Source organism: Mycobacterium branderi, from assembly GCF_010728725.1.
Lineage (GTDB): Bacteria > Actinomycetota > Actinomycetes > Mycobacteriales > Mycobacteriaceae > Mycobacterium > Mycobacterium branderi.
This window is the reverse complement of sequence record NZ_AP022606.1, coordinates 1579320-1605500: the sequence shown is the minus strand read 5'-3', so window position 1 is coordinate 1605500 and position 26181 is coordinate 1579320. Positions and strand designations below refer to the sequence as shown.

The 26181-nt window shown below is 67.0% G+C and carries 21 protein-coding genes and 1 tRNA gene; 11 read left to right on the top strand and 11 right to left on the bottom strand.

What is annotated here, in order from left to right; translation table 11 throughout:
• The first annotated feature begins 2 nt into the window (after positions 1-2).
• From G6N47_RS08265 to rraA, 4 genes are all read left to right on the top strand, one after another.
• Positions 3-674, top strand: coding sequence for a YcnI family copper-binding membrane protein (locus G6N47_RS08265; protein WP_083132182.1), 672 nt, complete (start codon positions 3-5; stop codon positions 672-674).
• A complete protein-coding gene (locus G6N47_RS08260; protein ID WP_083132183.1) occupies positions 671-1186 on the top strand; it encodes a copper resistance CopC family protein in 516 nt (171 codons plus the stop codon). The genes G6N47_RS08265 and G6N47_RS08260 overlap by 4 nt, the downstream gene beginning before the upstream one ends.
• Before the next feature lie 100 nt (positions 1187-1286).
• Positions 1287-1790, top strand: coding sequence for an Rv3852 family protein (locus G6N47_RS08255; RefSeq protein WP_083132184.1), 504 nt, complete (start codon positions 1287-1289; stop codon positions 1788-1790).
• 2 nt (positions 1791-1792) lie between these two features.
• Complete coding sequence (gene rraA / locus G6N47_RS08250) at positions 1793-2275, top strand: ribonuclease E activity regulator RraA (protein WP_083132185.1); 483 nt, start codon at positions 1793-1795, stop codon at positions 2273-2275.
• Here rraA and G6N47_RS08245 read toward each other — a convergent pair.
• The gene (locus G6N47_RS08245; protein WP_083132186.1) at positions 2272-3741 is read right to left on the bottom strand and encodes a flavin-containing monooxygenase; all 1470 of its coding nucleotides are present in this window, start codon (positions 3739-3741) and stop codon (positions 2272-2274) included. The two genes, rraA and G6N47_RS08245, sit on opposite strands and share 4 nt — an antisense overlap.
• Positions 3742-3818: 77 nt before the next feature.
• On the opposite strand from G6N47_RS08245, the gene G6N47_RS08240 reads away from it, so the two are divergent.
• Positions 3819-4457, top strand: a complete 639-nt coding sequence (locus tag G6N47_RS08240) for a TetR/AcrR family transcriptional regulator (RefSeq protein ID WP_083132187.1) — start codon at positions 3819-3821, stop codon at positions 4455-4457.
• A 24-nt stretch (positions 4458-4481) separates the two neighbouring features.
• On the top strand, positions 4482-5690 hold the full coding sequence (gene dinB, locus G6N47_RS08235) for a DNA polymerase IV (RefSeq protein ID WP_083132188.1): 1209 nt from the start codon (positions 4482-4484) through the stop codon (positions 5688-5690).
• Here dinB and G6N47_RS08230 read toward each other — a convergent pair.
• Both G6N47_RS08230 and G6N47_RS08225 read right to left on the bottom strand, forming a co-directional pair.
• Entirely contained in the window at positions 5679-6689 is a 1011-nt protein-coding gene (locus tag G6N47_RS08230; RefSeq protein ID WP_083132189.1) for a PHP domain-containing protein, read from the bottom strand. The genes dinB and G6N47_RS08230 overlap by 12 nt on opposite strands.
• A gap of 3 nt (positions 6690-6692) precedes the next feature.
• On the bottom strand, positions 6693-7121 hold the full coding sequence (locus G6N47_RS08225; RefSeq protein ID WP_083132190.1) for a hypothetical protein: 429 nt from the start codon (positions 7119-7121) through the stop codon (positions 6693-6695).
• 30 nt (positions 7122-7151) lie between these two features.
• Here G6N47_RS08225 and G6N47_RS08220 point away from each other — a divergent pair, with 30 nt between their 5' ends.
• On the top strand, positions 7152-8000 hold the full coding sequence (locus G6N47_RS08220; RefSeq protein ID WP_083132191.1) for an LLM class F420-dependent oxidoreductase: 849 nt from the start codon (positions 7152-7154) through the stop codon (positions 7998-8000).
• A gap of 373 nt (positions 8001-8373) precedes the next feature.
• Here G6N47_RS08220 and G6N47_RS08215 read toward each other — a convergent pair whose 3' ends face one another.
• Positions 8374-9840, bottom strand: coding sequence for a glutamate synthase subunit beta (locus tag G6N47_RS08215; protein ID WP_083132192.1), 1467 nt, complete (start codon positions 9838-9840; stop codon positions 8374-8376).
• Complete coding sequence (gene gltB, locus G6N47_RS08210; protein ID WP_083132193.1) at positions 9833-14416, bottom strand: glutamate synthase large subunit; 4584 nt, start codon at positions 14414-14416, stop codon at positions 9833-9835. The genes G6N47_RS08215 and gltB overlap by 8 nt, the downstream gene beginning before the upstream one ends.
• Positions 14417-15039: 623 nt before the next feature.
• On the opposite strand from gltB, the gene G6N47_RS08205 reads away from it, so the two are divergent.
• Complete coding sequence (locus G6N47_RS08205; RefSeq protein WP_083132194.1) at positions 15040-16179, top strand: MinD/ParA family ATP-binding protein; 1140 nt, start codon at positions 15040-15042, stop codon at positions 16177-16179.
• 16 nt (positions 16180-16195) lie between these two features.
• Here the strand turns inward: G6N47_RS08205 and sigI are convergent, their stop codons facing one another.
• Complete coding sequence (gene sigI, locus G6N47_RS08200; RefSeq protein WP_083132195.1) at positions 16196-17077, bottom strand: RNA polymerase sigma factor SigI; 882 nt, start codon at positions 17075-17077, stop codon at positions 16196-16198.
• Positions 17078-17190: 113 nt separating this feature from the next.
• Between sigI and G6N47_RS08195 the strand changes: the two genes are divergently transcribed.
• Entirely contained in the window at positions 17191-18030 is an 840-nt protein-coding gene (locus tag G6N47_RS08195) for an NmrA family NAD(P)-binding protein (RefSeq protein ID WP_083132196.1), read from the top strand.
• Positions 18031-18054: 24 nt separating this feature from the next.
• On the opposite strand, the gene G6N47_RS29585 is transcribed toward G6N47_RS08195, so the two are convergent.
• The gene (locus G6N47_RS29585; protein ID WP_139799530.1) at positions 18055-18894 is read right to left on the bottom strand and encodes an FHA domain-containing protein; all 840 of its coding nucleotides are present in this window, start codon (positions 18892-18894) and stop codon (positions 18055-18057) included.
• A 516-nt stretch (positions 18895-19410) separates the two neighbouring features.
• On the opposite strand from G6N47_RS29585, the gene G6N47_RS08185 reads away from it, so the two are divergent.
• Positions 19411-19701, top strand: a complete 291-nt coding sequence (locus G6N47_RS08185) for a WhiB family transcriptional regulator (RefSeq protein ID WP_083132197.1) — start codon at positions 19411-19413, stop codon at positions 19699-19701.
• Positions 19702-19817: 116 nt separating this feature from the next.
• Here G6N47_RS08185 and G6N47_RS08180 read toward each other — a convergent pair whose 3' ends face one another.
• From G6N47_RS08180 to G6N47_RS08165, 4 genes are all read right to left on the bottom strand, one after another.
• Positions 19818-20864 (bottom strand): MPT63 family protein, encoded by a 1047-nt coding sequence (locus G6N47_RS08180; protein ID WP_083132198.1) that lies wholly within the window; start codon positions 20862-20864, stop codon positions 19818-19820.
• Positions 20865-21064: 200 nt separating this feature from the next.
• Positions 21065-22852, bottom strand: coding sequence for a serine/threonine-protein kinase (locus G6N47_RS08175; protein WP_083132199.1), 1788 nt, complete (start codon positions 22850-22852; stop codon positions 21065-21067).
• A 205-nt stretch (positions 22853-23057) separates the two neighbouring features.
• On the bottom strand, positions 23058-23966 hold the full coding sequence (locus tag G6N47_RS08170; protein WP_232080151.1) for a hypothetical protein: 909 nt from the start codon (positions 23964-23966) through the stop codon (positions 23058-23060).
• A 239-nt stretch (positions 23967-24205) separates the two neighbouring features.
• Positions 24206-24288: transfer RNA gene (locus tag G6N47_RS08165), tRNA-Leu, on the bottom strand.
• Positions 24289-24532: 244 nt separating this feature from the next.
• On the opposite strand from G6N47_RS08165, the gene G6N47_RS08160 reads away from it, so the two are divergent.
• Positions 24533-26086: a DUF3662 and FHA domain-containing protein gene (locus G6N47_RS08160; protein ID WP_083132200.1), complete on the top strand. Its 1554-nt coding sequence runs from the start codon at positions 24533-24535 to the stop codon at positions 26084-26086.
• The last annotated feature ends 95 nt before the right edge of the window (positions 26087-26181 follow it).

The following is a 26181-nucleotide window of genomic DNA, read 5'->3' as shown; positions in this document are numbered from 1 at the left end:
GCATGCGGTCACGCCCGCTCTTGGCGGCCGCAGCCGCGACGGGGCTCTACTGCGCCTCCACGCTTGGCATCGCGCAGGCGTCGGCCCATGTCCACGCCAGTAGCGACAACCCCGTCCGCGGTGGTCATGCCATCGTCACGTTTTCGGTGCCCAACGAATCCCCGACCGGCGCGGCGACCACCGCGCTGTCGGTTGCGCTGCCCAACGTGGGCTCCGCACGCACCGAAACCATGCCCGGCTGGACGGTCAGCCTCGACCGCGACACCGCGTCGGGCACCGTGCACTCGGTTACGTGGACCGCCGCGCCCAATAGCGGTATCCCGCCGGATCAGTTTGCCCTGTTCCGGATATCGGTGCAGCTGCCCGACGCGGACACCGTCAGCTTCCCGGCCACCCAAACCTATGCCGACGGGTCGGTGGTCAAGTGGGACCAGCCGCCCTTGCCCGGCGGCGGCGAGCCGGAGCATCCGGCGCCCATCCTGGCATTGACATCGGGACCGGCCGCGCCGCCGCAACACCACCACGCCACGCCGCATCCCGGCCCGCTGACGGACCCGGCGCAAGCCGGTCAGCCCAAGCCGCCGCCCGACAACACCGCCCGGCTGCTTGCCGGGACCGCCCTGCTGGTCGCCGCCCTCGGGATCGCGGTGACGCTCATCCGGCGACGGACATGAGCGGCGCGGCGCGCGCCGCGGCGCTGAGCCTGCTGCTGGCGATGCTGGCCGCCGTCGTCACCCTGACCGCCCGACCCGCCGCCGCCCACGCCGTCCGGGTGGCCGCCGACCCTGCCGAGAACGCCGTCGTCGACGCGGGCCCGGCGCGGGTCAGCGCCACGTTCAACGAGCGGCTGCAAACCACGTTCGCGGCCATGGCGGTCGTCGGGCCGGACGGCAACCTGTGGTCCACCGGGGACGCGCAGGTGCAGGGCGCCGTCGTCAGCGTCGCGTTGCGGCCGCTGGGTCCGGCCGGCACCTACACGGTGAACTACCGGGTCACCTCCGCGGACGGGCATGTGGTGACCGGTTCGTGGTCGTTTCGGCTGGCCGTTGCGGGCACCGGAACGCCCGGCTCGACGGCACACCCCGAGGACAACGGCAACGACGGCGTCCCGGTGTGGCCGTTCGCGGTCGGCGCGGTGGCGCTGGTGGCCGGCGCGGCGCTGTGGGCGCTGCGGCACCGGTCCTAGCCACTGGCCGGGACGGGCGCTGCGACGGTCCTGGCATGATGGGGTTCGACCGTCGGTGTCGACCGGTGTACGCGACGAGAAACTGCAAAGGAGCGGCCGCATGGCAGACCCGCAGGATCAACCGGACCACGCACCAGAAGACGCTCCCGGGACGGGCCCTACCCCGCCGTCGCCCCCGGCGCCCGCCGCCGACAAGGCCCCCGCGGAGAAGGCACCGGACAAGCCACCCGAGAAGGCGGCCAAAAAGGCGGCCGCCAAGAAGGCGCCGGCGAAGAAGGCTCAGCAAGCGCCGGCCAAAAAATCACCGGCCAAAAAGTCGCCCGCGAAGAAAGCGCCCGCCAAGAAGGCGCCTGCCAAGAAAGCCGAGCCGGCCCCCCTCAAACCTGCCGAACAGCCGCGGATCGAGACCAACGGCCAACTCGCCGCTGGCGCCAAAGAGGCTGCCGCACAAGCGAAGTCAACCGTGGCATCCGCCAATAACCCGGTGGCGGCCGCATCACCGCTCACATCCGCGGGTCGCTCGCCGCTGCCGCTGGCGGTTGCCATCGCAGTCAGTCTGCTGGCGTTGCTACTGGTGCGCCAACTACGTCGGCGCGGCAGCTGAACGTGCCGGTGACTTTCCGGCCCACCGCCGACCTCGTCGACGACATCGGGCCCGACGTCCGCAGCTGCGACACCCAATTCCGCCAATTCGGCGCCCGCGCGCAATTCGCCGGGCCGATCAGCACCGTGCGCTGCTTTCAAGACAATGCCCTGCTGAAGTCGGTGCTCTCGGAGCCCGGCGACGGCGGGGTGCTGGTCATCGATGGAGCGGGCTCCCTGCACACCGCCCTGGTCGGTGACGTCATCGCCGAACTCGCCCGCTCCAACGGCTGGGCCGGGCTGGTGGTGCACGGCGCGGTCCGGGACGCGGCGGCGCTGCGCGGCATCGACCTCGGCATCAAGGCGCTGGGCACCAACCCGCGCAAGAGCAGTAAGACCGGCGCCGGCGAGCGGGATGTGCCGGTCGAGTTGGGCGGCGTCACCTTCGTGCCCGGTGACGTCGCCTACAGCGACGACGACGGCATCGTGGTCGTCGGCGCGGCCTAGGCCGCGACCGCGACCTGCTGCGTGCTGAAGCTCAGCGCCTCGTCGTCGACTCGGCCGCGCCGAATCAGCCGCAGGTCCAGCAGATAGTTCTGCTTGAGCCGCCACGGGGTGCGCGACCCGGCCTTCGGCAGGTAGTCCAGTGCCCGTAACACGTAGCCCGGGGTGAAGTCCATCAACGGGCGCTCGTCCACCGAGTCGCCGGGGTGCTGCGGCACGACGGTGTCGTATCCGCGGGAGTCCATGTAGTTGAGCACCCGGCAGACGAACTCCGATACCAGGTCGGCCTTGAGCGTCCACGACGCATTGGTGTAGCCGATGGTGAACGCCAAGTTCGGCATGCCGGTCAGCATCATGCCCTTGTAGGCCATGGTGTCGTTGAGCTCGATCGGCACGCCGTTGCGCCGGATCTGCGCGCCGCCGAACAGCTGCAGGTTCAAACCCGTTGCGGTGACGATGATGTCGGCTTGCAACTCCTCGCCGGAGGACAGCTTGATGCCGGTCTTGGTGAACCGGTCGATGGTGTCGGTGACGACGTCGGCCTGGCCGCGGCGGATGGTGCGGAACAGATCCCCGTTGGGCGCCAGGCACAGCCGCTGGTCCCATGGCTTGTACCGCGGGCCGAAGTGCTTCTCGACGTCATATCCCTCGGGCAGCCGCCGCTTGGCCATCGTCAGCAGCGTCTTGCGCATCGCTTGCGGGAACCGCCGCGAAAACTGGTACTGGCCGGTGCTGAACGCGATCGCCTTCCACCGGTTGGCGAAGTGCGCGGCTTTGGCCGGCAGCAGCCGGTTGGCGCGCTCGGCGAACGGGTCGACCGCGGGCAACGAGCCGATGTAGGTCGGCGAGCGCTGCAACATGGTCACATGCCCGGCCCCCGAATTCACCAGGGCCGGAATGAGAGTCACCGCCGTCGCGCCGGATCCGATCACGACGATCTTCTTGCCCGCGTAGTCCAGATCCTCCGGCCAGTGCTGCGGGTGCACGATCGTGCCCTCGAAGTCGTCGGCGCCCTCGAACTTCGGCGAGTAGCCCTCGTCGTAGTTGTAGTAGCCGCTGCAGGCGAACAGGAAGGAACAGCTGATCGTGCTCTGCTGGCCGTCGTGCTCGACGGTGAGGGTCCAGCGGTTGTCGGCATCGGACCAGTCGGCGGCCATCACCTTCTGGCGGTAGCGGATGTGCCGGTCGATGCCGTTCTCCGCCGCGGCCTCCTTGATGTAGGCCTTGATCGAGGCGCCGTCGGCGATCGACTGGGCCGAGCGCCACGGCTTGAACCGGAATCCCAGCGTGAACATGTCGGAGTCGGAGCGGATGCCCGGGTACTTGAACAGGTCCCACGTGCCGCCGAGGTCGTCGCGGCGCTCGAGGATCGCGTAGCTCTTGTTCGGGCAGCGGTCCTGCAGGTGCCAGGCCGCGCTGATGCCGGAGATGCCGGCGCCGACGATGACAACGTCAAGGTGTTCGGTCATGTAACCGACGGTATCAACGCAGTGTTGATTTCGTCAACACACTGTTGAGTTTCTCAACGCCGTGTAAAGTAGCGGTCGTGACCACCACCAGTCCGGCGCGCGCGCCCCGCGCGCGGCGTTCCACCCGCCCGTCGGGCGACGACCGTGAGTTCGCGATTCTGGCTACCGCCGAGCGGCTGCTGGCCGAGCGTCCGCTGGCCGAGATTTCGGTGGATGACCTGGCTAAAGGCGCCGGGTTGTCCCGTCCGACCTTCTACTTCTATTTCCCGTCCAAGGACGCCGTTCTGCTCACCCTGTTCGAGCGGGTGATCGTGGAGGCCGACTCGGCGCTGGAGGGGATGGTCGCCAATCCGCCGGCCGACATCAAGACGTTGTGGCGCACCGGCATCAACCTCTTCGTCGAGACGTTCGGGTCGCACCGCGCGGTGTCGCTGGCTGCAGACGCGGCGCGCACCAACAAGGACATCGGCGACTTGTGGTCGAAGTTCATGCAGAAGTGGGTCGACCACATCGCCGTGGTGATCGAAGCCGAACGTTCCCGCGGCGCCGCGCCGGTGACGCTGCCGGCCCGCGACCTGTCCGCGGCGCTCAACCTGCTCAACGAGAAGGTGATGCTGACCTCGTTCGCCCGGGAGCGTCCGTCGGTGCCCGACGAGCAGTTGCTCGACACGCTGGTCCACATCTGGGTCACCAGCATCTACAACGAACCCAGCTAACCTGTCGGCCCCGTATGCGAACATATGTTCGTGCCCTCGGAGGCATCGATTCTGCATGCGGACCTGGACTCGTTCTACGCGTCGGTCGAACAGCGCGACGACCCCGCGCTGCGCGGCCGACCGGTGATCGTCGGCGGCGGGGTGGTGCTGGCCGCCAGCTATGAGGCCAAGGCCTACGGCGTGCGCACCGCGATGGGCGGCGGACAGGCGCGGCGGCTGTGCCCGCATGCGATAGTCGTGCCGCCGCGGATGAGCGCCTACATGCGGGCCAGCGACGCGGTGTTCGACGTTTTCCGCGATACCACTCCGTGGGTGGAGCCGATCTCGGTGGACGAAGCGTTCCTGGATGTGTCTGGGCTGCAACGAGTTTCGGGCTCACCGGTCCAGATCGCGGCCCGGTTACGCGACGACGTGCGCGAGCGCGTCGGACTGCCGATCACGGTCGGGATCGCCCGGACGAAGTTCTTGGCGAAGGTCGCCAGCCGCGAAGCCAAACCCGACGGGTTGCTGCTTGTGCCGCCCGAACGCGAGCTCGCGTTCCTGCATCCGCTGCCGGTGCGCCGGCTGTGGGGCGTGGGCGCGGTAACCGCGGAGAAGTTGCGTGCCCACGGCCTCGAAACCGTCGCCGACGTCGCCGAGCTCAGCGAGTCGATGCTGGCCTCGCTGATCGGCAGGGCGATGGGTCACCAGCTGTATGCGCTCTCCCGCAATCTCGACCGTCGCCGGGTCAGCACCGCCGTGCGCCGTCGCTCGATCGGCGCCCAGCGAGCATTGGGCCGGGCCGGCAACAGCATGTCGGCGGCGGAGATCGACGCCGTCGTCATCACCCTGATCGACCGGATCGCCGGTCGGATGCGCAAGGCCGGCCGCACCGGCCGCACGGTGGTGCTGCGCCTGCGGTTCGACGACTTCACCCGGGCCAGCCGGTCGCACACGTTGCCGTGGGCCACCTCGTCGACACCGATCATCCTGGCCGCCGCCCGGCACCTCGTCGCGTCGGCGGCGCCGCTGATCGCCGAGCGCGGACTGACCCTGGTCGGGTTCGCGGTGGCCGAGATCGACCGCAGTGGCGCCGAGCAGTTACTGCTGCCGTTCACCACGGCCGATGCGCGGCCACCGGCCATCGACGCGGCGGTCGACCGGGTGCGCGACCGCTACGGCAAGGCCGCGCTGACGCGTGGCGTCTCGGTCGGCCGCGATCCCGGTCTGGAGATGCCCCACCTACCGGACTGACCCCGTCCACGCGAGCAGCTTGTCGACCGGCCAGGTGTTGACGATCCGGTCGACGGGCACGCCGGCGTCCATGGCCCGCTGCGCGCCGTAGCCGAGGAAGTCGAGCTGGCCCGGAGCGTGCGCATCGGTGTCGATGCTGAAATCGCAGCCGATTTCCAGCGCAAGGTTCAGTAAGCGGCTCGGCGGATCGCGCCGCTCGGGCCGTGAGTTGATCTCCACCGCGGTGCCGTGATCCCGGCAGGCGGTGAACACCGCCTCGGCGTCGAACTTGGACTCCGGGCGGATGCCGCGATTGCCCGCGACCAGCCGACCGGTGCAATGGCCGAGGACGTCTGTGTGCTCGTTGCTGACGGCTCGCACCATGCGGCGCGTCATCGACGCCGAATCCATCGACAGTTTCGAGTGCACGCTGGCCACCACGATGTCGAGGCGTTCCAACAGTTCGGGTTCCTGATCCAGGCTGCCGTCCTCGAGGATGTCGACTTCGATCCCGGTGAGGATGCGCATCGGCGCGAACTGCTCACGCAGCCCGTCGATCACGTCGAGCTGCTTTCGAAGCCGTTCCGGCGACAGCCCGTTGGCGATCGTCAGCCGCGGCGAGTGATCGGTGAGCGCGCAGTACTCGTGGCCCAGCGCTACCGCAGTGGCCATCATCTCGTCGATCCGCGCCGATCCGTCCGACCAGTTCGAGTGCAGGTGCAGATCGCCGCGCAGCGCGGCCCGGATGTCGCCGCCACCGAGATCGGTTGCAGCAGCACGCAATTCGACGAGGTAGTCCGGTTCGCGGCCGGACCAGGCCTGGTCGATCACCTTGGCGGTCTTCGGCCCGATGCCCGGCAGCGACTGCCAGCTGTTTGCCTGCCCGTGCCGCTCGCGCTCTTCGTCGCTGAGGGCTTCGACGATGTCGGCGGCATTGCGGTAGGCCATCACACGACGCGGGTCCTCGCGCGCCCTGTCCTTGTAGTAGGCGATCTGCCGCAGCGCCGCTACCGGATCCATGGCTCAGCTCACCAGCTGCCCCGCGACGAACCCGGCCAGCAACACCCCGAAGCCACCGATCTCACCGAGTATCAAAAACGCCATCGACACGACCAACCCGCGATCGGCATGGTCGAACTGGTTGGTGGTGTCCCGTCGCGCCCCATGCACGATGTAGCTCAGGATCGCGCCGACGAAGAAGAACACCAGCACCATCGCCGCGACCAGGTTCACCCACGTCGGCCAGGCGCTCAGCTCGACGAAGACCGCCGCCAGCAGAGTGGCAAACGAATACAGCAGAGCCGCGCGATGCGCGATGTCGACGTACGGGTGCGCGCGATGATCCTCGGCGGTCATGATCTGCCGGTACTTCCAGACACCGAGGCACAGCGCCAGCAGAAAGATCAGACCGGCCGCCAGCAGCGTGATCTTGGTGTCGATACCGAGTTCCATGGTGCGGTCGAGTGTAGCTACGGTCGGACAATGCGATTCGCGTTCAAGACCTCACCGCAAGACACCACGTGGGCACAGATGTTGGCCGTCTGGAAAGCGGCCGACGACATCGACGTCTACGAGTCCGGCTGGACGTTCGACCACTTCTACCCGATCTTTTCCGATTCCACCGGACCCTGCTTGGAGGGCTGGACCACGCTCACCGCCCTCGCCCAGGCCACCACCCGGCTGCGGCTAGGCACGCTGGTCACCGGCATCCACTACCGCCACCCCGCGGTGCTGGCCAACATGGCCGCCGCGCTCGACATCATCTCCGACGGCCGGCTGGAGCTGGGCATCGGCGCCGGCTGGAACGAGGAGGAGTCCGGCGCCTACGGCATCGAGCTGGGCAGCCTCAAGGAACGATTCGACCGGTTCGAAGAGGCTTGTGAGGTGCTGACCAGCCTGCTCAGTCAGGAAACGACCGACTTCGACGGCAAGTACTACCAGCTCAAAGCCGCCCGCAACGAGCCCAAGGGCCCGCAGCGCCCGCACCCGCCCATCTGCATCGGCGGCAGCGGCGAGAAGCGCACGCTGCGGATCACCGCCAGATATGCCCAGCACTGGAATTTCGTCGGCGGCCCGCCCGAGGAGTTCGCGCGCAAGCGCGACGTGCTGGCGTCACATTGCGCCGACATCGGGCGCGATCCGAAAGAAATCATGCTGTCGGCACACCTGCGCCTGGACCCGGACCGCAATTACCAGAAGGTCGTCGACGACGCCGCCGCGCTGGCCGCCGAGGGGCTGGATCTGGGGATCGTGTACATCACTCCGCCGCACGACCCAGCCGTGCTCGAACCGCTGGCCGAAGCGATCCGGGATTCAGGGTTGACCACGTGAGCCCGGTCACAAAGCCGACGACGCCAGATAACAGCTTGATCAAGTAGAGCAAACCCGCGAGATCCTCGGACCGGCTAGCGGGAAGGCATCAAACGCCAAAACGCAGGAGTTCTTCCGCGGTTACCAGACGTTCGTGACGCGCGGGAAACTCACGGCTCTTAACCGGATGCCGAAACCATGACCAGGCGATTCGCCCCACCCGCGACCGGGGCACTGGGTTGATATGCACAGTGATCACTCCTGCGGTCGGTCAACCAAACCGAGGCGCCACGCTCGGTGGCGCCCACATCGGGCTATTACACACCCAACGTCTGGCAAACAGAGTAAGACGCGCCGAGCTATTTATCAAATGTTTTGGCTGAGTCAGAAGTGACTAGCGTTGTGGTGCTGCGGTGGGTTTGATGGGCGCCGGCAGCGCGCTTTGGCCCATCAGGAAGCGATCCACCGCCGCCGCGGCGGCGCGGCCCTCGGCAATCGCCCAGACGATCAGTGACTGGCCGCGTCCCATGTCACCGGCAACGTAGACGCCCGGCACCGAGGTTTCGTAGTCGTCCCCGCGCGCGACGTTGCCGCGCTCGGTGAACTCCACCCCGAGATCGGTCAGCAGGCCGGACTTCTCCGGCCCGACAAAGCCCATCGCCAGCAACACCAGGTCGGCTTCGATTTCGAAGTCGCTGCCCTCGACCTTGACGAACTTGCCGTCCTGCATCGTCACCTCGTGCACCTTGAGCGCGGTGACGTGCCCGTCGCGGCCGACGAATTCCTCGGTGTTGACCGAGAACACCCGCTCACCGCCTTCTTCGTGGGCGGCGGACACCCGGAACATCAGCTCGTACATCGGCCACGGCGTCGACGGGGCGCGGGTGTCCGGCGGGCGCGGCATGATCTCGAACTGGTGCACGCTGACCGCGCCCTGGCGGTGCACGGTGCCCAGGCAGTCGGCGCCGGTGTCGCCGCCCCCGATGATGATGACCTTCTTGCCCTTGGCGGTGATCGGCGGCTGCCCGTCCGGCCCCAGAACGTCGTCGCCTTCTTGCACCCGATTGGCCCACGGCAGGAATTCCATGGCCTGATGGATGCCGTCGAGTTCGCGGCCAGGGATGGGCAGATCGCGCCAGGCGGTTGCGCCGCCGGCCAGCACCACCGCGTCGAAGTCGGCGCGCAGTTGGTCGGCGGTGATGTCGACCCCGACGTTGACCCCGGCACGAAACTCGGTGCCCTCGGCCTTCATCTGGTCCAGCCGCCGATTCAGGTGCCGCTTTTCCATCTTGAACTCGGGGATCCCGTAGCGCAGCAGCCCACCGATCCGGTCGGCACGCTCGAACACGGTCACGCGGTGCCCGGCCCGGGTCAGTTGCTGCGCAGCGGCCAGACCGGCCGGACCGGACCCCACCACAGCAACCGTCTTGCCGGTCAGCCGATCCGGTGGCAGCGGCACCACCCAGCCCTCGTCGAAGGCGTTGTCGATGATCTCCAACTCGATCTGCTTGATGGTCACCGGGTCCTGGTTGATGCCCAGCACACACGACGACTCACACGGGGCCGGGCAGAGCCGACCGGTGAAGTCGGGAAAGTTGTTGGTGGCGTGCAGTCGTTCGATCGCGTCGCGCCACCGGCCGGTGCGGGTCAGGTCGTTCCATTCCGGGATCAGGTTGCCCAGTGGGCAGCCGTTGTGGCAGAACGGAATTCCGCAGTCCATGCAGCGGGTCGCCTGCTGCTGCAGCGTCTCGTGCGAGAAGTCCTCGTAGACTTCCTTCCAGTCGCGCAGCCGCAGTTCCACCGGTCGACGTTTGGGTGTCTCGCGGTGGGTGTATTTCAGAAAGCCCTTCGGATCAGCCATGCGCTGCCGCCATGATCGCCTCGTCGACATCGGTGCCGCTGCGCTCGGCCTCGGCAATCGCCTTTAGAACCTGCTTGTAGTCGCGGGGCATCACCTTGACAAAGCACCGCTGCTGCGTCGCCCAGTCGGCCAGAATGCGCTGACCGACAGTGGAATCGGTGTTGTCGACGTGGGCCTGGATCATGTCATGCAGCCACTCCAGGTCATCCTCGTCGAGGCTCTCCAATTCCACCATCTCGGTGTTGAGGTGGTCGGGGAACACGGTGTCGGGGTCGTACACATAGGCCACACCGCCGGACATGCCGGCCGCGAAGTTGCGTCCGGTCTGGCCGAGGATGACCACCTTGCCTCCGGTCATGTACTCGCAGCCATGGTCGCCGACACCTTCGACCACGGCGTGGGCTCCCGAGTTGCGCACGGCGAAGCGCTCGCCGACCACTCCCCGCAGGAACGCCTCACCGCTGGTGGCGCCGAACAGGATCACGTTGCCGCCGATGATGTTGTCCTCGGCGACATAGTCCTCCGGTGCATCGTCGGACGGGCGCACCACGATCCGGCCGCCGGACAGACCCTTGCCGACGTAGTCGTTGGCGTCGCCGTAGACCCGCAGCGTGATGCCCTTGGGGACAAATGCGCCGAAGCTGTTGCCGGCCGACCCGTCGAACGTGATGTCGATGGTGCCGTCCGGCAGGCCTTGGCCGCCATAGGCTTTCGTCACCTCGTGTCCGAGCATGGTGCCGACGGTGCGGTTGACGTTGGCGATCGTGGTGGAGAACCTCACCGGCGTCCCGGAATCCAGCGCCTCGCGGCTCATCACGATCAGCTGCTGGTCCAGCGCCTTGTCCAGGCCGTGGTCCTGGCTGGAGCTGCAGTACAGGTCCTGGTTCATGAACGCCGACTCCGGCTCGTGCAGCACCGGCGTCAGGTCGAGTTTGTGCGCCTTCCAATGCGCGCGGGCCAGCGTGGTGTCCAGCGACCCGACCTGACCGACAGCCTCGTTGAGCGTGCGGAACCCGAGCTGCGCCATGTATTCCCGCACTTCTTCGGCGATGAAGAGGAAGAAGTTCTCGACGAACTCCGGCTTGCCGGTGAACCGCTGCCGAAGCACCGGGTTCTGAGTGGCCACCCCGACCGGGCAGGTGTCGAGGTGGCACACCCGCATCATGATGCAGCCGGACACCACCAGCGGCGCGGTGGCAAAGCCGAACTCCTCGGCACCCAGCAGCGCGGCGATCATCACGTCGCGGCCGGTCTTCAGCTGACCGTCCACCTGGACCACGATCCGGTCGCGTAACCCGTTGAGCAGCAACGTCTGCTGCGTCTCGGCCAGCCCCAACTCCCATGGCGCGCCGGCGTGTTTCATCGACGTCAGCGGCGTGGCGCCGGTGCCGCCGTCGTGCCCGGAGATCAGCACCACGTCGGCGTGCGCCTTCGATACACCCGCCGCCACGGTGCCCACCCCGTTCTCGGAGACCAGCTTGACGTGGATCCGCGCGGCCGGGTTGGCGTTCTTCAAGTCGTGGATCAGCTGCGCCAGGTCCTCGATCGAGTAGATGTCGTGGTGCGGCGGCGGCGAGATCAGACCGACGCCGGGGGTGGAGTGGCGAACCTCGGCAATCCACGGATACACCTTGCCGCCCGGAAGCTGGCCGCCCTCACCGGGTTTCGCGCCCTGGGCCATCTTGATCTGGATGTCGGTGCAGTTGGTCAGGTAGTGCGACGTCACCCCGAACCGGGCCGAGGCGACCTGCTTGATCGCGCTGCGGCGCCAGTCGCCGTTGGGATCGCGTTCGTAGCGGCTGACGTGCTCGCCGCCCTCACCGCAGTTGGACCGGCCGCCCAGCCGGTTCATCGCGATGGCCAGCGTCTCGTGCGCCTCGGCCGAGATCGAGCCGTAGCTCATCGCGCCGGTCGCAAAGCGTTTGACGATCTCGCTGGCCGGCTCCACCTCGTCGAGCGGGACCGGCGGCCGCAGCCCCTGACGGAACTTCAGCAGGCCGCGCAGCGACGCCATCCGCTCGCTTTGGTCGTCGACCAGCTTCGTGTATTCCTTGAAGATCTTGTACTGACCGGTGCGGGTCGAGTGCTGCAGCTTGAACACCGTGTCCGGGTTGAACAGGTGGTACTCGCCCTCGCGGCGCCACTGGTATTCCCCGCCCACCTCGAGTTCGCGGTGCGCCCGCTCGTTGGGCCGGTCCAGAAACGCCAGCGCGTGGCGGGCGGCGACGTCGGCGGCGATGTCGTCGAGCGTGATGCCGCCGGTGGGGCAGGTCAATCCGGTGAAGTACTCGTCGAGTAAGTCCTCGGAGACCCCGACGGCCTGGAAAAGTTGCGCACCGGTGTAGGACGCCAGCGTCGAAATGCCCATCTTGGACATCACTTTCAGCACACCCTTGCCGGCGGCCTTGATGTAGTTCTGCAGCGCCTTCTCACGGTCGATCCCGGTGATCACGCCACGGTCGAGCATGTCCGCGATGGATTCGAACGCCATGTACGGGTTGATCGCCGCGGCCCCGAATCCACACAGCATGGCCATGTGGTGCACCTCGCGGGCATCGCCGGACTCGACGACGAGGCCGACCTTGGTGCGGCTGCGTTCCCGCACCAGGTGGTGATGCACGGCCGACACCGCCAGCAGCGACGGGATCGGCGCCATGGTCTCGTCGGACTCGCGGTCGCTCAAGATGATGATCCGCGCGCCGTCGGCAATTGCCGCCGACGTCTGTGCGCGCACCTCGTCGAGCGCCTCCTTCAGGCCGACGCCGCCGTCGGCAACCGGGTACAGGCAGCGAATCACCTTGGACCGCAATCCGTGTCGGCGGCCGTTGACCTCCACGTCGGGGTCAAGGTTGATCAGCTTGGCCAGCTCGTGGTTGCGCAGAATCGGCTGCGGCAACACGATCTGGTGACAAGAGTTCTCGTCCGGGTTGAGCAGGTCGCCCTCCGGTCCGAGGGTGCCGTGCAGGCTGGTCACTACCTCTTCACGGATGGCGTCCAGCGGCGGGTTGGTCACCTGCGCGAAGAGTTGGTGGAAGTAGTCGAACAGCATCCGCGGCCGCGCCGACAGCACCGCGACTGGGGTGTCGGTGCCCATCGAGCCGATCGGCTCGGCGCCGGTGCGCACCATCGGCGCCACCAGCAGGTTGAGCTCCTCGTACGTGTAACCGAAAACCAACTGCCGCAACACAACCCGGTGGTGCGGCATCCGCACGTAGTTGCCCTGCGGCAACTCGTCGAGCGGGATCAGGCCGCGCTCCAGCCATTCCTGATACGGGTGCTCGGCGGCCAGCTCGGCCTTGATCTCCTCGTCGTCGACGATGCGGCCTTGCGCGGTGTCCACCAGGAACATCCGCCCGGGCTGTAGCCGCATCCGGCGCACCACCTTCGACGGGTCGAGGTCGAGCACCCCGGCCTCGGAGGCCATCACCACCAGCCCGTCGTCGGTCACCCAAATCCGCGACGGCCGAAGGCCGTTGCGGTCCAGCACCGCACCCACGATGGTGCCGTCGGTGAACGTCATCGATGCCGGGCCGTCCCATGGCTCCATCAGCGATGCGTGGTAGGCGTAGAACGCCCGGCGCGCGGGGTCCATCGACTCGTGGCGCTCCCACGCCTCGGGGATCATCATCAGCACCGCGTGCGCAAGGCTGCGGCCGCCGAGGTGCAGCAGTTCGAGCACCTCGTCAAAGCGTGCGGTGTCGGAGGCGCCCGGGGTGCAGATCGGGAACAGCTTGTCGACGTCGTCGTAGGAGCCGAAGATGTCGGTGTGGATCAACGCCTCCCGGGCGCGCATCCAATTCTCGTTGCCGGTAACGGTGTTGATCTCGCCGTTGTGGGCAATACGCCGGAACGGATGGGCCAGCGGCCAGGACGGGAAGGTGTTGGTCGAGAACCGCGAGTGCACGATGCCCAGCGCACTGGTCAGCCGATCGTCCTGCAGGTCCAGGTAGAAGGCCTTGAGCTGCGGCGTGGTCAACATGCCCTTGTAGACCAGGGTCTGACCGGAAAGGCTTGGGAAATAAACGGTTTCGCGTCCGGGGCCGTCCTGTCCGGGGCCCTTGGTGCCCAGTTCGTGTTCGGCGCGCTTGCGGATCACGTAGGCGCGCCGCTCCAGCGTCATGCCCTCGGCGCCGGCGATGAACAGCTGGCGGAAGGTGGGCATCGCGTCACGGGACAACGCGCCCAGCGACGAGTCGTCGGTGGGCACGTCGCGCCAGCCGAGCACCTGCAAACCCTCGGAGGACACGATCTTCTCCACCGCCGCACATGCCGCGGCGGCGTCTTTGGACGATTGCGGCAAAAACGCGATGCCGGTGGCGTAGCTGCCCGCCGGCGGCAGCTCGAAGTCGACAACCGAACGCAGGAACTCGTCGGGAACCTGGATCAGAATGCCGGCGCCGTCACCGCTGTGCGGCTCGGCACCCTGAGCACCGCGATGCTCGAGGTTGAGCAGCGCGGTGATCGCCTTGTCCACGATGTCGCGGCTGCGGCGGCCATGCATGTCGACGACCATGGCCACCCCGCACGAGTCATGCTCGAACGCGGGGTTGTACAGCCCGACGCGGTTGGGCGCCATTCCCACCTGACCTTCCAGAAAACTTTCTGCGCGGCATTCATTTGCGGCTCCGTCGGCGCCGCGCCCTTTACGATGCGGGCTGGGCTCCTTCGGTCTTGTCGATATGCTGGTCGCCAACTGGCGATAGTCCGGACAGGGGAACGTCCGTGCAGCGCTGAACGGTGGCCCTGTTTACCCGGTCTCGACAAGTCGTAAAACGATATGACAAAACCCGCCTGACATGCCAACTTGGTCAATAGTAACCCGCCGGTTGGGTACGTTGCGCCGACGCAGCCCTCGCTGACAGCGAATTTGCCGGGTCCGGTTGCGTCGCTGAGTATTTGCATGGACCGCGCCGGGATAGGCCGCGGCTGCCGGTCGGGGCAGTCCAGGGTCAATTTGCTGTGATCGTTATCGGCGAGGTCGCAGGTCGGCCGCCGGCCGGTGACGAAACTCACCAATAAGGTGTGGCAGCGGCGCTGTCACGGCGGCTTGCTCCTGGTGCTGCACGGCAGACGCCCGCCGACGAGCTGGGTCGAGGCGAGTTTGCGCGCGGTCGCCGCACCGGCGCCGGGGCTTTTCAGCCAGCGCGGTGGCTGATACTGATTCCATGCCTGCAATTGCCGGATGGAGCTAGGGAGCTCATGAGCGATCGCGACGACTTCCTGCGGGACCGTCTGCGGCCCGCGCCGCCGGAGGCACGCCCGTCGTACCCGTCGGCCCGAATCCCTCGCGTGGTGCCCCAGCCCCACCAGCCGCCTCGCCCGCACCAGCCGTTGCACACGCCTCAGCCCCCTCCCGCACGTCCTGTCGACGTGCCACAACCGGATCGCTGGTCTGGCATCGAGGTCGGGCCCCCGGCTGCCGCGCCGCCGCAACGGCCGGTTCCCGGCCGCGGCTGGCGACGCATGCTTTGGAAAGCCTCCCGCGGCCTGATCAACCTCGGCCCGTCGCCGCTGGAACGCCGGGAGGCCGAATTCGAAGCGGTCATCAAGTCGGTGCTGCACGGCAACTACAAGGTCGGCGTGTTGGGCAAGGGCGGCGTCGGCAAAACCACGGTTGCCGCGAGCGTCGGGTCGATCTTCGCCGAACTGCGCCGGCAGGACCGCATTGTGGCGATCGACGCCGATACCGCCTTCGGCCGGCTCGGCAGCAGAATCGACCCGCAGGGCAGTGGCTCGTATTGGGAATTGACCGCCGACAAGAACATTCAGTCGTTCGCCGATGTCAGCGCCCGGGTGGGCAGCAATTCCGCCGGCCTGTACGTGCTGGCCGGGGAGCCGCCGGCCGGTCCGCGGCGGGTGCTCGATCCGGCGATCTACCGGGAAGCCACCCTGCGGCTCGACCGGCATTTCACCATCTCGATCGTGGACTGCGGTTCGACGATGGACGCGCCGGTCACACAGGAGGCGCTGAGCGACATGGATGCGCTGATCGTGGTGTCCTCGCCGTGGGCCGACGGGGCCTCGGCCGCCGCGCAGACCATGGAGTGGCTGTCGGCGCACGGCCGAACCGGTTTGCTGCGCCGCAGCGTCGTGGTGCTCAACGATTCCGACGGGCACGCCGACAAGCGCACCCGGTCAGTGTTGGCCCGCCAGTTCCTCGACCGCGGCCAGATGGTGGTCGAGGTGCCCTTCGATCCACACCTGCGGCCCGGCGGCGTGATCGACGTCAGCCACGAGATGGCGCCCGCGACGCGGCGTAGCTTTCTCGAGATCGCTGCGGCGATCGCGGGGTTTTTCGCGACGGAGCCCGAGCGCGCGCGGGAACGTCGCGTCCGCTAGCCGGTCGCGGCTGGGCTCAGAATGCCGCAGCACGCGCGGCCGGATCGGCGGTCGCCGCGATCTTGGTGATCCGACCGTCGCCGATGCTCAACACGATGACGGCGAAGAGCCGCCGGTTGGCGAAGGCCAGCACCACCGGCTGCCCGGCCGGCCCGCTGACCAGGGTCACGCCCGGCCCCAGGTAGCGCAGCAGGTTCGTGGCGACGTCCTGCGGGCCGTGATTGACCTGCGGCGGGAGCGCGGGCTCGACGAGCAACGTCCCACTCCCCCACACCGTCGGATCCAGCACCGCGGCCAGCCCCTGCAGGTCGCCGTTGGCGCAGGCGGTGATGAATTTCTCGGTGACGAGCTGGTGTTCGGCCGTCGGTACCTCGGTCAGCTTCGGCCGCTCGTCGGTGAACTTCGCCCGCGCGCGACGGGCCAGCTGCCGGCAGGTCCCGACTGGTCGGCCCACCGTTTCGGCGATGGCGTCGAACGGAACCCCGAACACGTCGTGCAACACGAACGACACTCGCTCACCGGGGCTGAGTCGTTGCAACACTTCCAGCAGTGCGGTGCGGACCTCGTCGTCGAGGGTGACCCGATCCGCGGGGTCTGCGCGCCGAGATTGGTTGAGCGCGGCCACATCTGGACCAATGTCTTCCGGCCTCTCACGGCGGGCCCGGGCCGAACGGACCTGGTCGAGGCACAGCCGGCCGGCTACCACCGTCAGCCAGCCGCGGACGTCGTCGATCTGGCTCAGGTCGGCACGGGACAGCCGCAGAAACGCTTCTTGCGCAACGTCTTCGGCGTCGCCGATGTCGCCGATGTCGCCGAGCATCTGGTAGGCGAGGTTGATCAGATACGGGCGATGGCACCGCCATGCTTCGGCGAGCCGTTCTGACTGTGAAACGGTCATGTGACGACGACGATATGGCGGCCCGCGAAGTTACACATCTCGGCTGTAACTTTCCCACGCTTCGACCCGTCCTTGGTGAAAAGGACTTTCTCGATTGCGCGAAGGAGCACACCATGACGATCGTCGTGACCGGAGCGACCGGCAATGTCGGCCGGCCCCTTGTGAACGAATTGGCATCAGCCGGCTGCCGGGTGCGGGCCGTCACCCGCAATCCCGGCGCCGTCTTCCCCGCGGGTGTCGAGGTGGTGACCTCGCCCTTCGATGCGCTCGAAGGAGCGTCGGCGGTTTTCCTGAACTCCCGGGCGTTGGGTGTGCAGCTGGCCGACGTGGTGGCCCGCGCGCAGCGCGGCAGGGTCACCAAGCTGGTGGCGTTGTCCGCGCTCAACGCCGACGACGACTTCTCGCGGCAGCCGTCGCGGTTTCGCGGGGACCGCAACAAGGAAGTCGAGCAGTTCGCGGTCGAGTCCGGCCTGGCGTGGGTGAGCCTGCGGCCCGGGGTGTTCGCGTCGAATTTCGCCGGTATGTGGGCGGCGCAGATCCGGGCCGGTGACGTGGTCAGCGGCCCGTGTGCCGGGGCGTCGACTGCGCCGATCGTCGACAGTGACATCGCCGCGGTCGCGGCGCGGGCGCTGCTGAGCGACGAGCTGGACGGCCGTAAGGTCCCGTTGACCGGGCCGCAGGCGTTCACCAATTCCGAGTTGGTGGAAATCATCGGTGCTGTCCTGGGCCGGCCGCTGACTTACCGCGACGTGCCCTCAGATGTGGTGCGAGAGCAGTTTATTCGGATCGGGTTGGGCGCCGGGTTCGCCGACGCGTACATCGCGCTGCTCGCCGAGACCGCCGACAAGCCGGCGCTGGTCACCCATGAAGTGGAGAAGATCGTCGGCCACCCGGCGGTCACGTTTGCTCAGTGGGTCGCCGAGCGGCGCGGCCTATTCACGAGGGAGGCATGACATGACGGATCTGCGCCCGCCGCGCTATCTCAAGCCGATGAACAAAGTCTGCGTTGCCCGAACGGCAACGGCCTCGAGCCGACGCAGGTCCGCCAGGATCGACGTCACCCCTGGGGTGAACTCGGGATCCTGCACCGGCGGCAAGGCAGAGATAGCCAGGCTGCAGCTATCTACCGCGGCGATGACGGCCTGCGCGATCAACGGAACCTGGTCGTCGCCGGACAGAATCTCGGTGACCTCTTCGCCGGGAACCGGGCCGCCTTCGCGGATGCGGGCAATAGCGCCGGGCGGCCAGCGCAACACCTCCTCGAGCTTGGCGCGGGTGCGTTCCCGCGGCCAGCTGCGGCCCTTTTCGAAGGCGATCAGCGCTCCCGCGTTGATGACCCCGTCGGCGGCAAGGCTGCGTTGACTGATGTCGAGCTCGCGGCGACGCGCTGCAGCCGCCGCGCCTGCGCGGACCACACCGGGGTCCAGGTCATCGATTTGCCACGTTCCGGTGACGTCGAGGTCTTCGGGCTCGCTGGAGCGCCGCTGGTCATTGGGCCTGTTCGGCTCGACCACCTCGAACGTCAACGGCCTGCCTTGAGTCGGATCGCCCAAGCGCACGGTCGTCCTGCCCTTAACGGCCACCGAGCTCGTCCGCAATCCGTCGACGAACATCCCGTACGGACTGCTGTCGACCACCCGCCACTGCCCGTCGATGGATTCGACCTTGAGAGCGACCCGCGGATCGTTGATCTGCACCCGGTCCTCGGGGTTCCTACCGATCGTCGCAACCCCACGACCGGCCTCGATCGCATGGGATTTCTCGCCGTCCTGCACGATCAACAGGGTTGAGTCGGCAGTCGGCTCGACGTTGGTCATCTGCGGGGATTCCTTGGATTCGGTGGGCTTTGGCCGCCACTTCGATGGTAGCCGTTGCACCCTGCTGTGCGCTATGGCCACAGCTACGTTTGTCGGCCGACCCGCTTCTCTCAAGAATGGGTGCGGCAGACCGTAAAACCATCTCAGCGCTACGGCTTACTGCGCAAAACCGGCGCGCACCTTCGCCACGGCAAGGACCCGATATGCCACGCTGGCCAATGCAGCCGGGTGGTGCATCGCGCTGGCCTCCCGATGCCGTCCGCACTGGCGCTATCTGGCATACAACCTGCTAGAACACCGTCCGCGCCGCGACCGCGACGACCCGGCATCCCTACGCCATACGGCCGGGGGACGGGGACTCCAGAAAGGGCGTGACGTTCGGGACCTGCTTCGTAAAGTGTTGCATCGACCGCTGCCGAGAATGTAGCGCTAACTGTTGCACTGCTACGGTTTGTGCTATACGCTTCTGAACCATCGGCCGCGAAACCGCGGCACTTAACGAAGGAACCGGACACCATGACCGCAACAGCTCTCTACGAACTACCGCTGGGTGCGTGCACACGAGACCCGGAGCGCTGGACGACGATTGCCGACGACGAGGCCAAGATGATTTGCCGATCGTGCCCACGTCGCTGGCTGTGTGCTCGCGAAGCGTGCGAACTGCCTGGAGTCGAAGGCCTTTGGGCCGGAGTGGTGGTCCCTGAAACGGGCCGGGCACGAAACTTTGCACTGCGCCAATTGCGTTCACTGGCCGAGCGCAACGGTTACCCCGTGAGGGATCGCAAGGCCTGCCCGGTCCCCGCATAGCCAAGCCGACGCCCCGCCGCCAAACGAGGGGGTGGCAGCGATGCGTCGCATAATGAAACCGACCCCTGCGGATCACCGCAGGGGTCGGATTCTGTCTGGGTCAGGCAGCGGGTGGCTTAGCCGTTGTGGCTCGACCCGTTCTGGCCCTGGCTGCCCGCGGGGGTCGCCTGGCTTGCCCCAGGTGATGGTGCCGCTGGGCTGCCGGCCGTCGTGTCGGGGCTGCTAGCAGTACCGGGTGCCTCTTGGGTGCCTGCCGAGGTGGGCGTCCCCTGGCTGCCAGTCGGCTGCCCACCGGGCGACGTCTCGGGGCTACCGGACGTGGCCGGTGCTTCGGGACTGTTGGCCGGAGCCGGAGCCGCCGGCGCACCTGCCGCCCCCTGAGCTGGGGCTGCCGGGCTACCGGCCGCGCCAGGAGCTGCAGGCCCGGCAGGTGCCGCGGGGGTACCGGCCGCCCCGGGTGCAGACGGGCTCACGGCCGGCGTGGTGGCGGCGCCGCCAGCCGCCGGCGGCGTTCCCTGACTACCGGCGGGAATCGGCGTCCCTTGGCTACCGGTGGCCGCAGGTGCCGCCGGGTTGCCGGCCGGAGTGGCCGTCCCCGGCGTTCCGGTCTGCGCAGGTGTGGTGGTGTTGCCGGCCGGAGACGGTGTCGCCCGTCCGCCCGTTCGGCCCTGCGGCTGCGACGACTGCACCCAGGATGCGAGCTGGTTGCCGCCACCGTCGGTGTATACAACCGAGTTCGGGTTGTCGCCTGTGACGTCGAAATAGATCTTGCCGCTGGTCTTTTGACCCTGGCCAAGGCCGGCCGGGTTGACACCCTGGGGCGTGGCGACCTGGTACAAGACGCGGTATGTCTGGCCACTTGGCGAGACCGCGTTGAAGTTCGACACGATCGGCGTGGCCCCGCCCTGGATGGCCTCGTCGGTGGCGGTGGCTTCCCACAGCGTGCCGTGCGGCTGGTAAGGGATAGTGTCCGAGCTCTGCTTCAGGTCAGTGACGGTCCAGCCCTGAACATTGGTGCCGTTAACGATCTTCGCCTGGCTGCCCAAGCTCTGGCTGCTGGTAGTCGCGCCCTCATCGGCCGATGCGAACGCTGCGCCTGCGACGCCGATCGCACCAGCTGCGGCGGCTGCCGCTGCTGCCATTGCGGTTGTTCTGATCTTCAAGATCGCTCACTCCTTTTCGTCTTCAATCGTCTTCGGTGGCGGCTTCGCTGCGACGGATTGCTGCCAACGCCGGCACATTATGCCGATTCTGTGGAGCCTAGATGTCGCGAGCGGTAATTAACACCCCTGTTGTACCACCCTCCCGGTGGCATCGCACGACGCGTGTATGCGGCTTCCGCATTTAACGGCAGGCCCGGAAGTTATGAATGCGTGCTCCACCACATATATAGCTGCTCAAGCGTCGGCCCCTGCGGCTCGCCCTGGACAACGCTGACCAGTTGTGCGTCGTCATTGGTCCATACCACCGCCGGGTAGCCCTGTTGCATCGCGCATAGCAGCATGCCGCTGACCTGATCCGGTGTGGCGTTTCGGTGCCATGGACCCGGTGATTGGATTCGGCCCGGGCAGTCGACCGGGGCGGAAGTCTTGACGATTCTGTCGAAGGCCGCCCGCGCTGTGGCCTTATCCGGAAATAGTGCGTAAGTTGCCGACGGCGGCCCGTCAGGATCGACATTTCTGCCGCATGACACCTTGGCGAACGCATCTTTTGGCGGAGTAATCGGTTTGCAGACGTCGGGCGGGTAACCCGGCGGCAGCATGCCGAACAACCGAGCTTGGGATTCGGCGGGTGGCGGTGTCGACACCGACGGCGCTGCAGCGGTGGGGGTGGACGTCGGCTCGGTGGTGGGCGACGGGCCCGGTGACGAGTTTGAGGGCAGCAGTAACCACACTAAGCCGCCGATCGCGATCACGGCCACCGCGGCCACCACCAGGGGAAGCCGCCGGCTCTGTTTACGGGGCTTACGGGGCGCTGGCCGGCGCGGGGGGATTCCTATTGGGGGAGCACCGAATTGGCCCGGCCAGCTACTCCCGGTCGGGGTGAAGGAGGGAGCGGAACGTGGTGCTTCGCCGGGGGCGGGGCCCGCATGGACCGGTCCCGCGCCGCCACCCCAGCCCGGGCCGTGCTGCGGTGGTGCCGGCCGCGGCGGCGCCTCCGTCCCGCCCGCCTGGCGAGGCGAGGGTCCTGGCGGCGGAGGCGGTGTGGCTGGTGGCGGAGGTGGGGGAGGCGTCGGAAGCGGTCGTGCTTCGAGGTCCGGCAGAGTGGCTTCCTCGCTGCGTTCGATGATGTCGCCCGCGCGATCCTGATCCCGCGCGCTGAGCGCCTCGAGAGCTGCCTGCGCCAGTTCCCCGGCACTGGCATAACGGTCCTTGGGGTCTTTGGCCATCCCGCGAGCAATCACCTTGTCGAATGCACCCGGAATACCCGGGTGCAGTTGACTCGGGTGCGGAATGGGTTCCATTAAATGCGCGGTGATCAGCATTCCCGCACTGTCGGCCCGGTATGGCGGCGAGCCGGTCAGGCACTCGTGCAGCACACAAGCCAATGCATATACATCGACGCTGTGGGTCACCTCGGCATTTGTGAAACGCTCTGGCGCCGCGTATTTCCACGTGCCCACCGCGCTGCCCGCCTGAGTCAGCCTCTCGTCGGTGGTGGCACTTGCGATACCGAAATCGACCAGATAAGCGAAATCGTCGCGAGTGACGAGAATATTTTCCGGCTTGATATCGCGATGTATCACCCCGGCGGCATGAGCGGCATCCAATGCCGAAGCGGCCTGGCGCACAATTGCCACCGCGCGCGGTGGCGTCAATGCACCAGACTCTTTCAATAACGTGGCCAAGTCGGTGCCTTGAATCAGGCGCATATCGAGATACAGCTGGCCGTCGATCTCGCCGTAGTCGTGGACAGGCACCACGTGTGGCTCTTGCAAGCGGCCCGCGGTCCGTGCTTCGCGCTGCAGTCGTTCCCGGAACACCGGATCCTGACACAGCGCAGGCGAGAGCACCTTCAGCGCGACGACCCGTTCTTTTACCGTGTCCTCGGCCTCATAGACCTCACCCATACCGCCACGACCAAGCAGGCGCGTGAGGCGATAGCGCCCAAATTGTGACCCCACGCGCGAACCCTGCGCGGTGTCGCTCATCGCCGACTCCTTAAGTCAACCCACGACCCCACCGGCAGCGGCGAGACGATCTTCCGGCAAACCCGCCGACCGCGACGCCAGGGTGCGTCAACTACGACGGTAATTCCTCGGCACTTTGGTCACACGGTTACCGTAGCAGCCCCCTAAGGGGGCTACTCGGCGGTTAGTTAGCACGTCAAGTCGGCGCCAGTCGGGCAGATAAAGTCTACGGGAGCCGTTCGGTCGGCTGCCCGTGACGTCGGCTGGGCTCCAGTTCCGGTTCCCCGTCACGGATCGGCGGATGCCCCGAATGAGGCCGGCGCATCCTGACGTCAGTCGGTTCTTCGAGCTGCCTGCTGCGCCACCGGTTCCGGATTTCCTGCGTCGCGTGCTTGATCCGGTCTATCTCGCTACGGACGTCTTCTGGCCTGGTTTCCTGACTGGCGACCTGGAAGTAGGTCAGCAGGCAGCGCAACAGCTCCAGCTTCTGCTTCTCCCGCTTGGCCAAATCGTGCGACGTCATCAATTCGATCCGCTGCACCGGCGGCAGGGTGCCCCAATCCAGTACCACCTTCGTTTCAATCGGCTTGCGCCGGCGCGACTTGACATTGCTCCACCGGCCTTCCGGCACCGGACTGTCGTAATAGGTCACCGTTCCGGTGAAACGCGAAGCAATAGCGCCGCCCAGTTGATGACGATCCAGAGCGGAATCCCACACTGTGCGCCATTCCTGGCCGGGGGCCAGCTCCGGCAGCTCCTCGGGCAGATGCAATTCGGTGATGTCGACCATGCCCTCGTACGCGTTCTCGTACTCGGCAACTGTGGGTGGGTTGTTGAATTGGAACCGGACGTCATACGCCGTTCGCTGACCGAAGTTCCTCACTACCAATTCCACCAGATGCCAGTCCGCGGCATGCGGCTCCATGAACATCGTGACCTGCGGCCGGTGGTCTTCGAAACTCAACTTGCGCATCCGGGCGAGGTGGTAACGCACATAGACCAGCGCGGCCAGAGCGACGACGACAATCACCCACAGCGCAAGGCCCAGCCAGGCGGTGGAACTGACGCCGCTCAGGTCATGCCATCGGCCGCTAATCCACCCCACTGACTCCACCTTCCGCTGGCGCGGCCGCATCGGGCCCCACGCTGCTCGTAAGCGAGCATCATAATGACTCCGCCTCTTAGCCCTAGTTGGGATCTGATACGGCGGGCGCCCTCATATCCATGGGTTGAGGCGATTCCGCTCGGTGGGAGCGGCTTAACTGGCTACCGCATTGCTCACGGCGTCACGGCAGGGTTCTGGAAGTCGTTGGTGCCGTTTACATTCGGTCGCAGACGCCGCAGTCTACGAGGAGACGTCTCGATCAAGATGGGTGGGCGAAGGGGGACTTGAACCCCCACGTCCCGAAGGACACTGGCACCTGAAGCCAGCGCGTCTGCCATTCCGCCACTCGCCCTAAACAACCGGTGGAGACTACCACTGTAATAGTTGGCTTCCCCAATCGTGCCAGTGCCCCGCACGGGTCGGTGGTGGCATAGGCCAATCCTCGTGACCTGCCGAGATGCGATTCTCAGAGTTCTAAAGGTGCCGCCGACCTGCGCTGGCCCGATACCATTTGGGAAGAACACGGGTGATGCGACGCGAGGGAGGTCGTCCGCCCTACAGCGGCGAGGCAGCAAAAGAGTGAGGCAGCGCTGGACATGAGCAGCCAGAAGGGGCTAGTTCAACGCATCGAGCGCAAACTCGAAGCCACCGTCGGCGACGCATTTGCTCGGGTGTTCGGTGGTTCCATCGTCCCGCAAGAGCTCGAGGCCATGCTGCGCCGGGAGGCGGCCGACGGTATTCGGCCGCTGCAGGGCGATCGCCTTTTGGCTCCGAACGAATACATCATTACCCTCGGTATGCACGACTACCAGAAAGTGGGCACCGACCCGGCTCTCACTTCCAACGCTTTCGCTAAGCACTTGGCGGCATATATCAGCGAACAGGGGTGGCAAACGTATGGTGATGTGGTCGTCCGGTTCGAGCAGTCATCGAACCTGCACACCGGACAGTTCCGCGCCCGCGGCGCTGTCAACCCCGACGTGGAGCCCCACCCGACCGCCAGCGATTTCGCCCCGCCACAATCAGATCATGCGTTCAGCGCAGAACCAGGAGTACCACCGATGACTGAGAATTCGAGCTATCACGGCAGCCAGGGGCAGGGGCGGCCCGGTGACGACTATTACGACGACCCCTACGGGCGCGGTCCCGAGGAGCCCAGGGGCGGCCAGGATCCGCGGGGCCCCTATCCACCAGAGTCTGGTGGTTATCCGGACCAGCGCGGTTATCCGCCCAGGCAGCCGGACCAGGGCGCCTACCCCGAGCAAGGCGGCTACCCAGACCAAGGCGCCTACCCCGAGCAAGGCGCCTACCCCGAGCAGCGCGGCTACCCCGAGCAGCGGGGCTACCCCGAACAGGGCGGCTACCCCGAGCAGCGGGGCTACCCAGACCAAGGCAGCTACCCAGACCAAGGTGGCTATCCCGAGCAGCGCGGCTACCCCGAGCAAGGCAGCTACCCGGAGCAGGGGGGCTACCAACCGTACGAACAGCGCCCGTCGGGTGGCTACGACGCCGGCTATCGACAAGGCGGCTACGGCGGCCAACCCGCCGGCGCGGGTTACGGCGACTACGACTACGGGCGCGGCCCGGCCCGCCACGACGAGGGCGGCTATGCGCAACCCGGCCAGCGCGCGCCGTATCCGGACCAGGGCGGCTACGACCAGGGCTACCAAGGCGCCCCGGGTTACGGGCGCCAGGACTACGGCCAGCCCGATTACGGCCGCTACCCGGACGCCGGTCCGGCCGGAGGCGGCTACGCCCCGGCAGCCGGCGGTTACGCCGAACCCGCGGGCGGCGACTACGACTACGGCCAAGCGGGGGCCGGCGGTTACGGCGCCTACGGCCAGGGTGCTTACGGTTCCACCGGCACCACCGTCACGTTGCAGCTTGACGACGGCAGCGGGCGGACGTACCAACTGCGTGAAGGCGCCAACATCATCGGCCGCGGGCAGGACGCACAGTTCCGGTTGCCTGACACCGGGGTGTCGCGTCGGCACCTGGAAATCCGCTGGGATGGACAGGTCGCGTTACTTTCCGACCTCAACTCCACCAACGGCACCACCGTCAACAACGCGCCCGTGCAGGAATGGCAGCTTGCCGACGGCGACGTGATCCGGCTGGGCCACTCGGAGATCATCGTCCATATTCACTGAGCTCACAGCCGGACCAAGCTAACCCAGCTTCGAGCGCTGTCCAAGTATCGTGACGTTGCTGATGTGCTCGGTGTCGCGGGGGAGCGTGCGGTGCC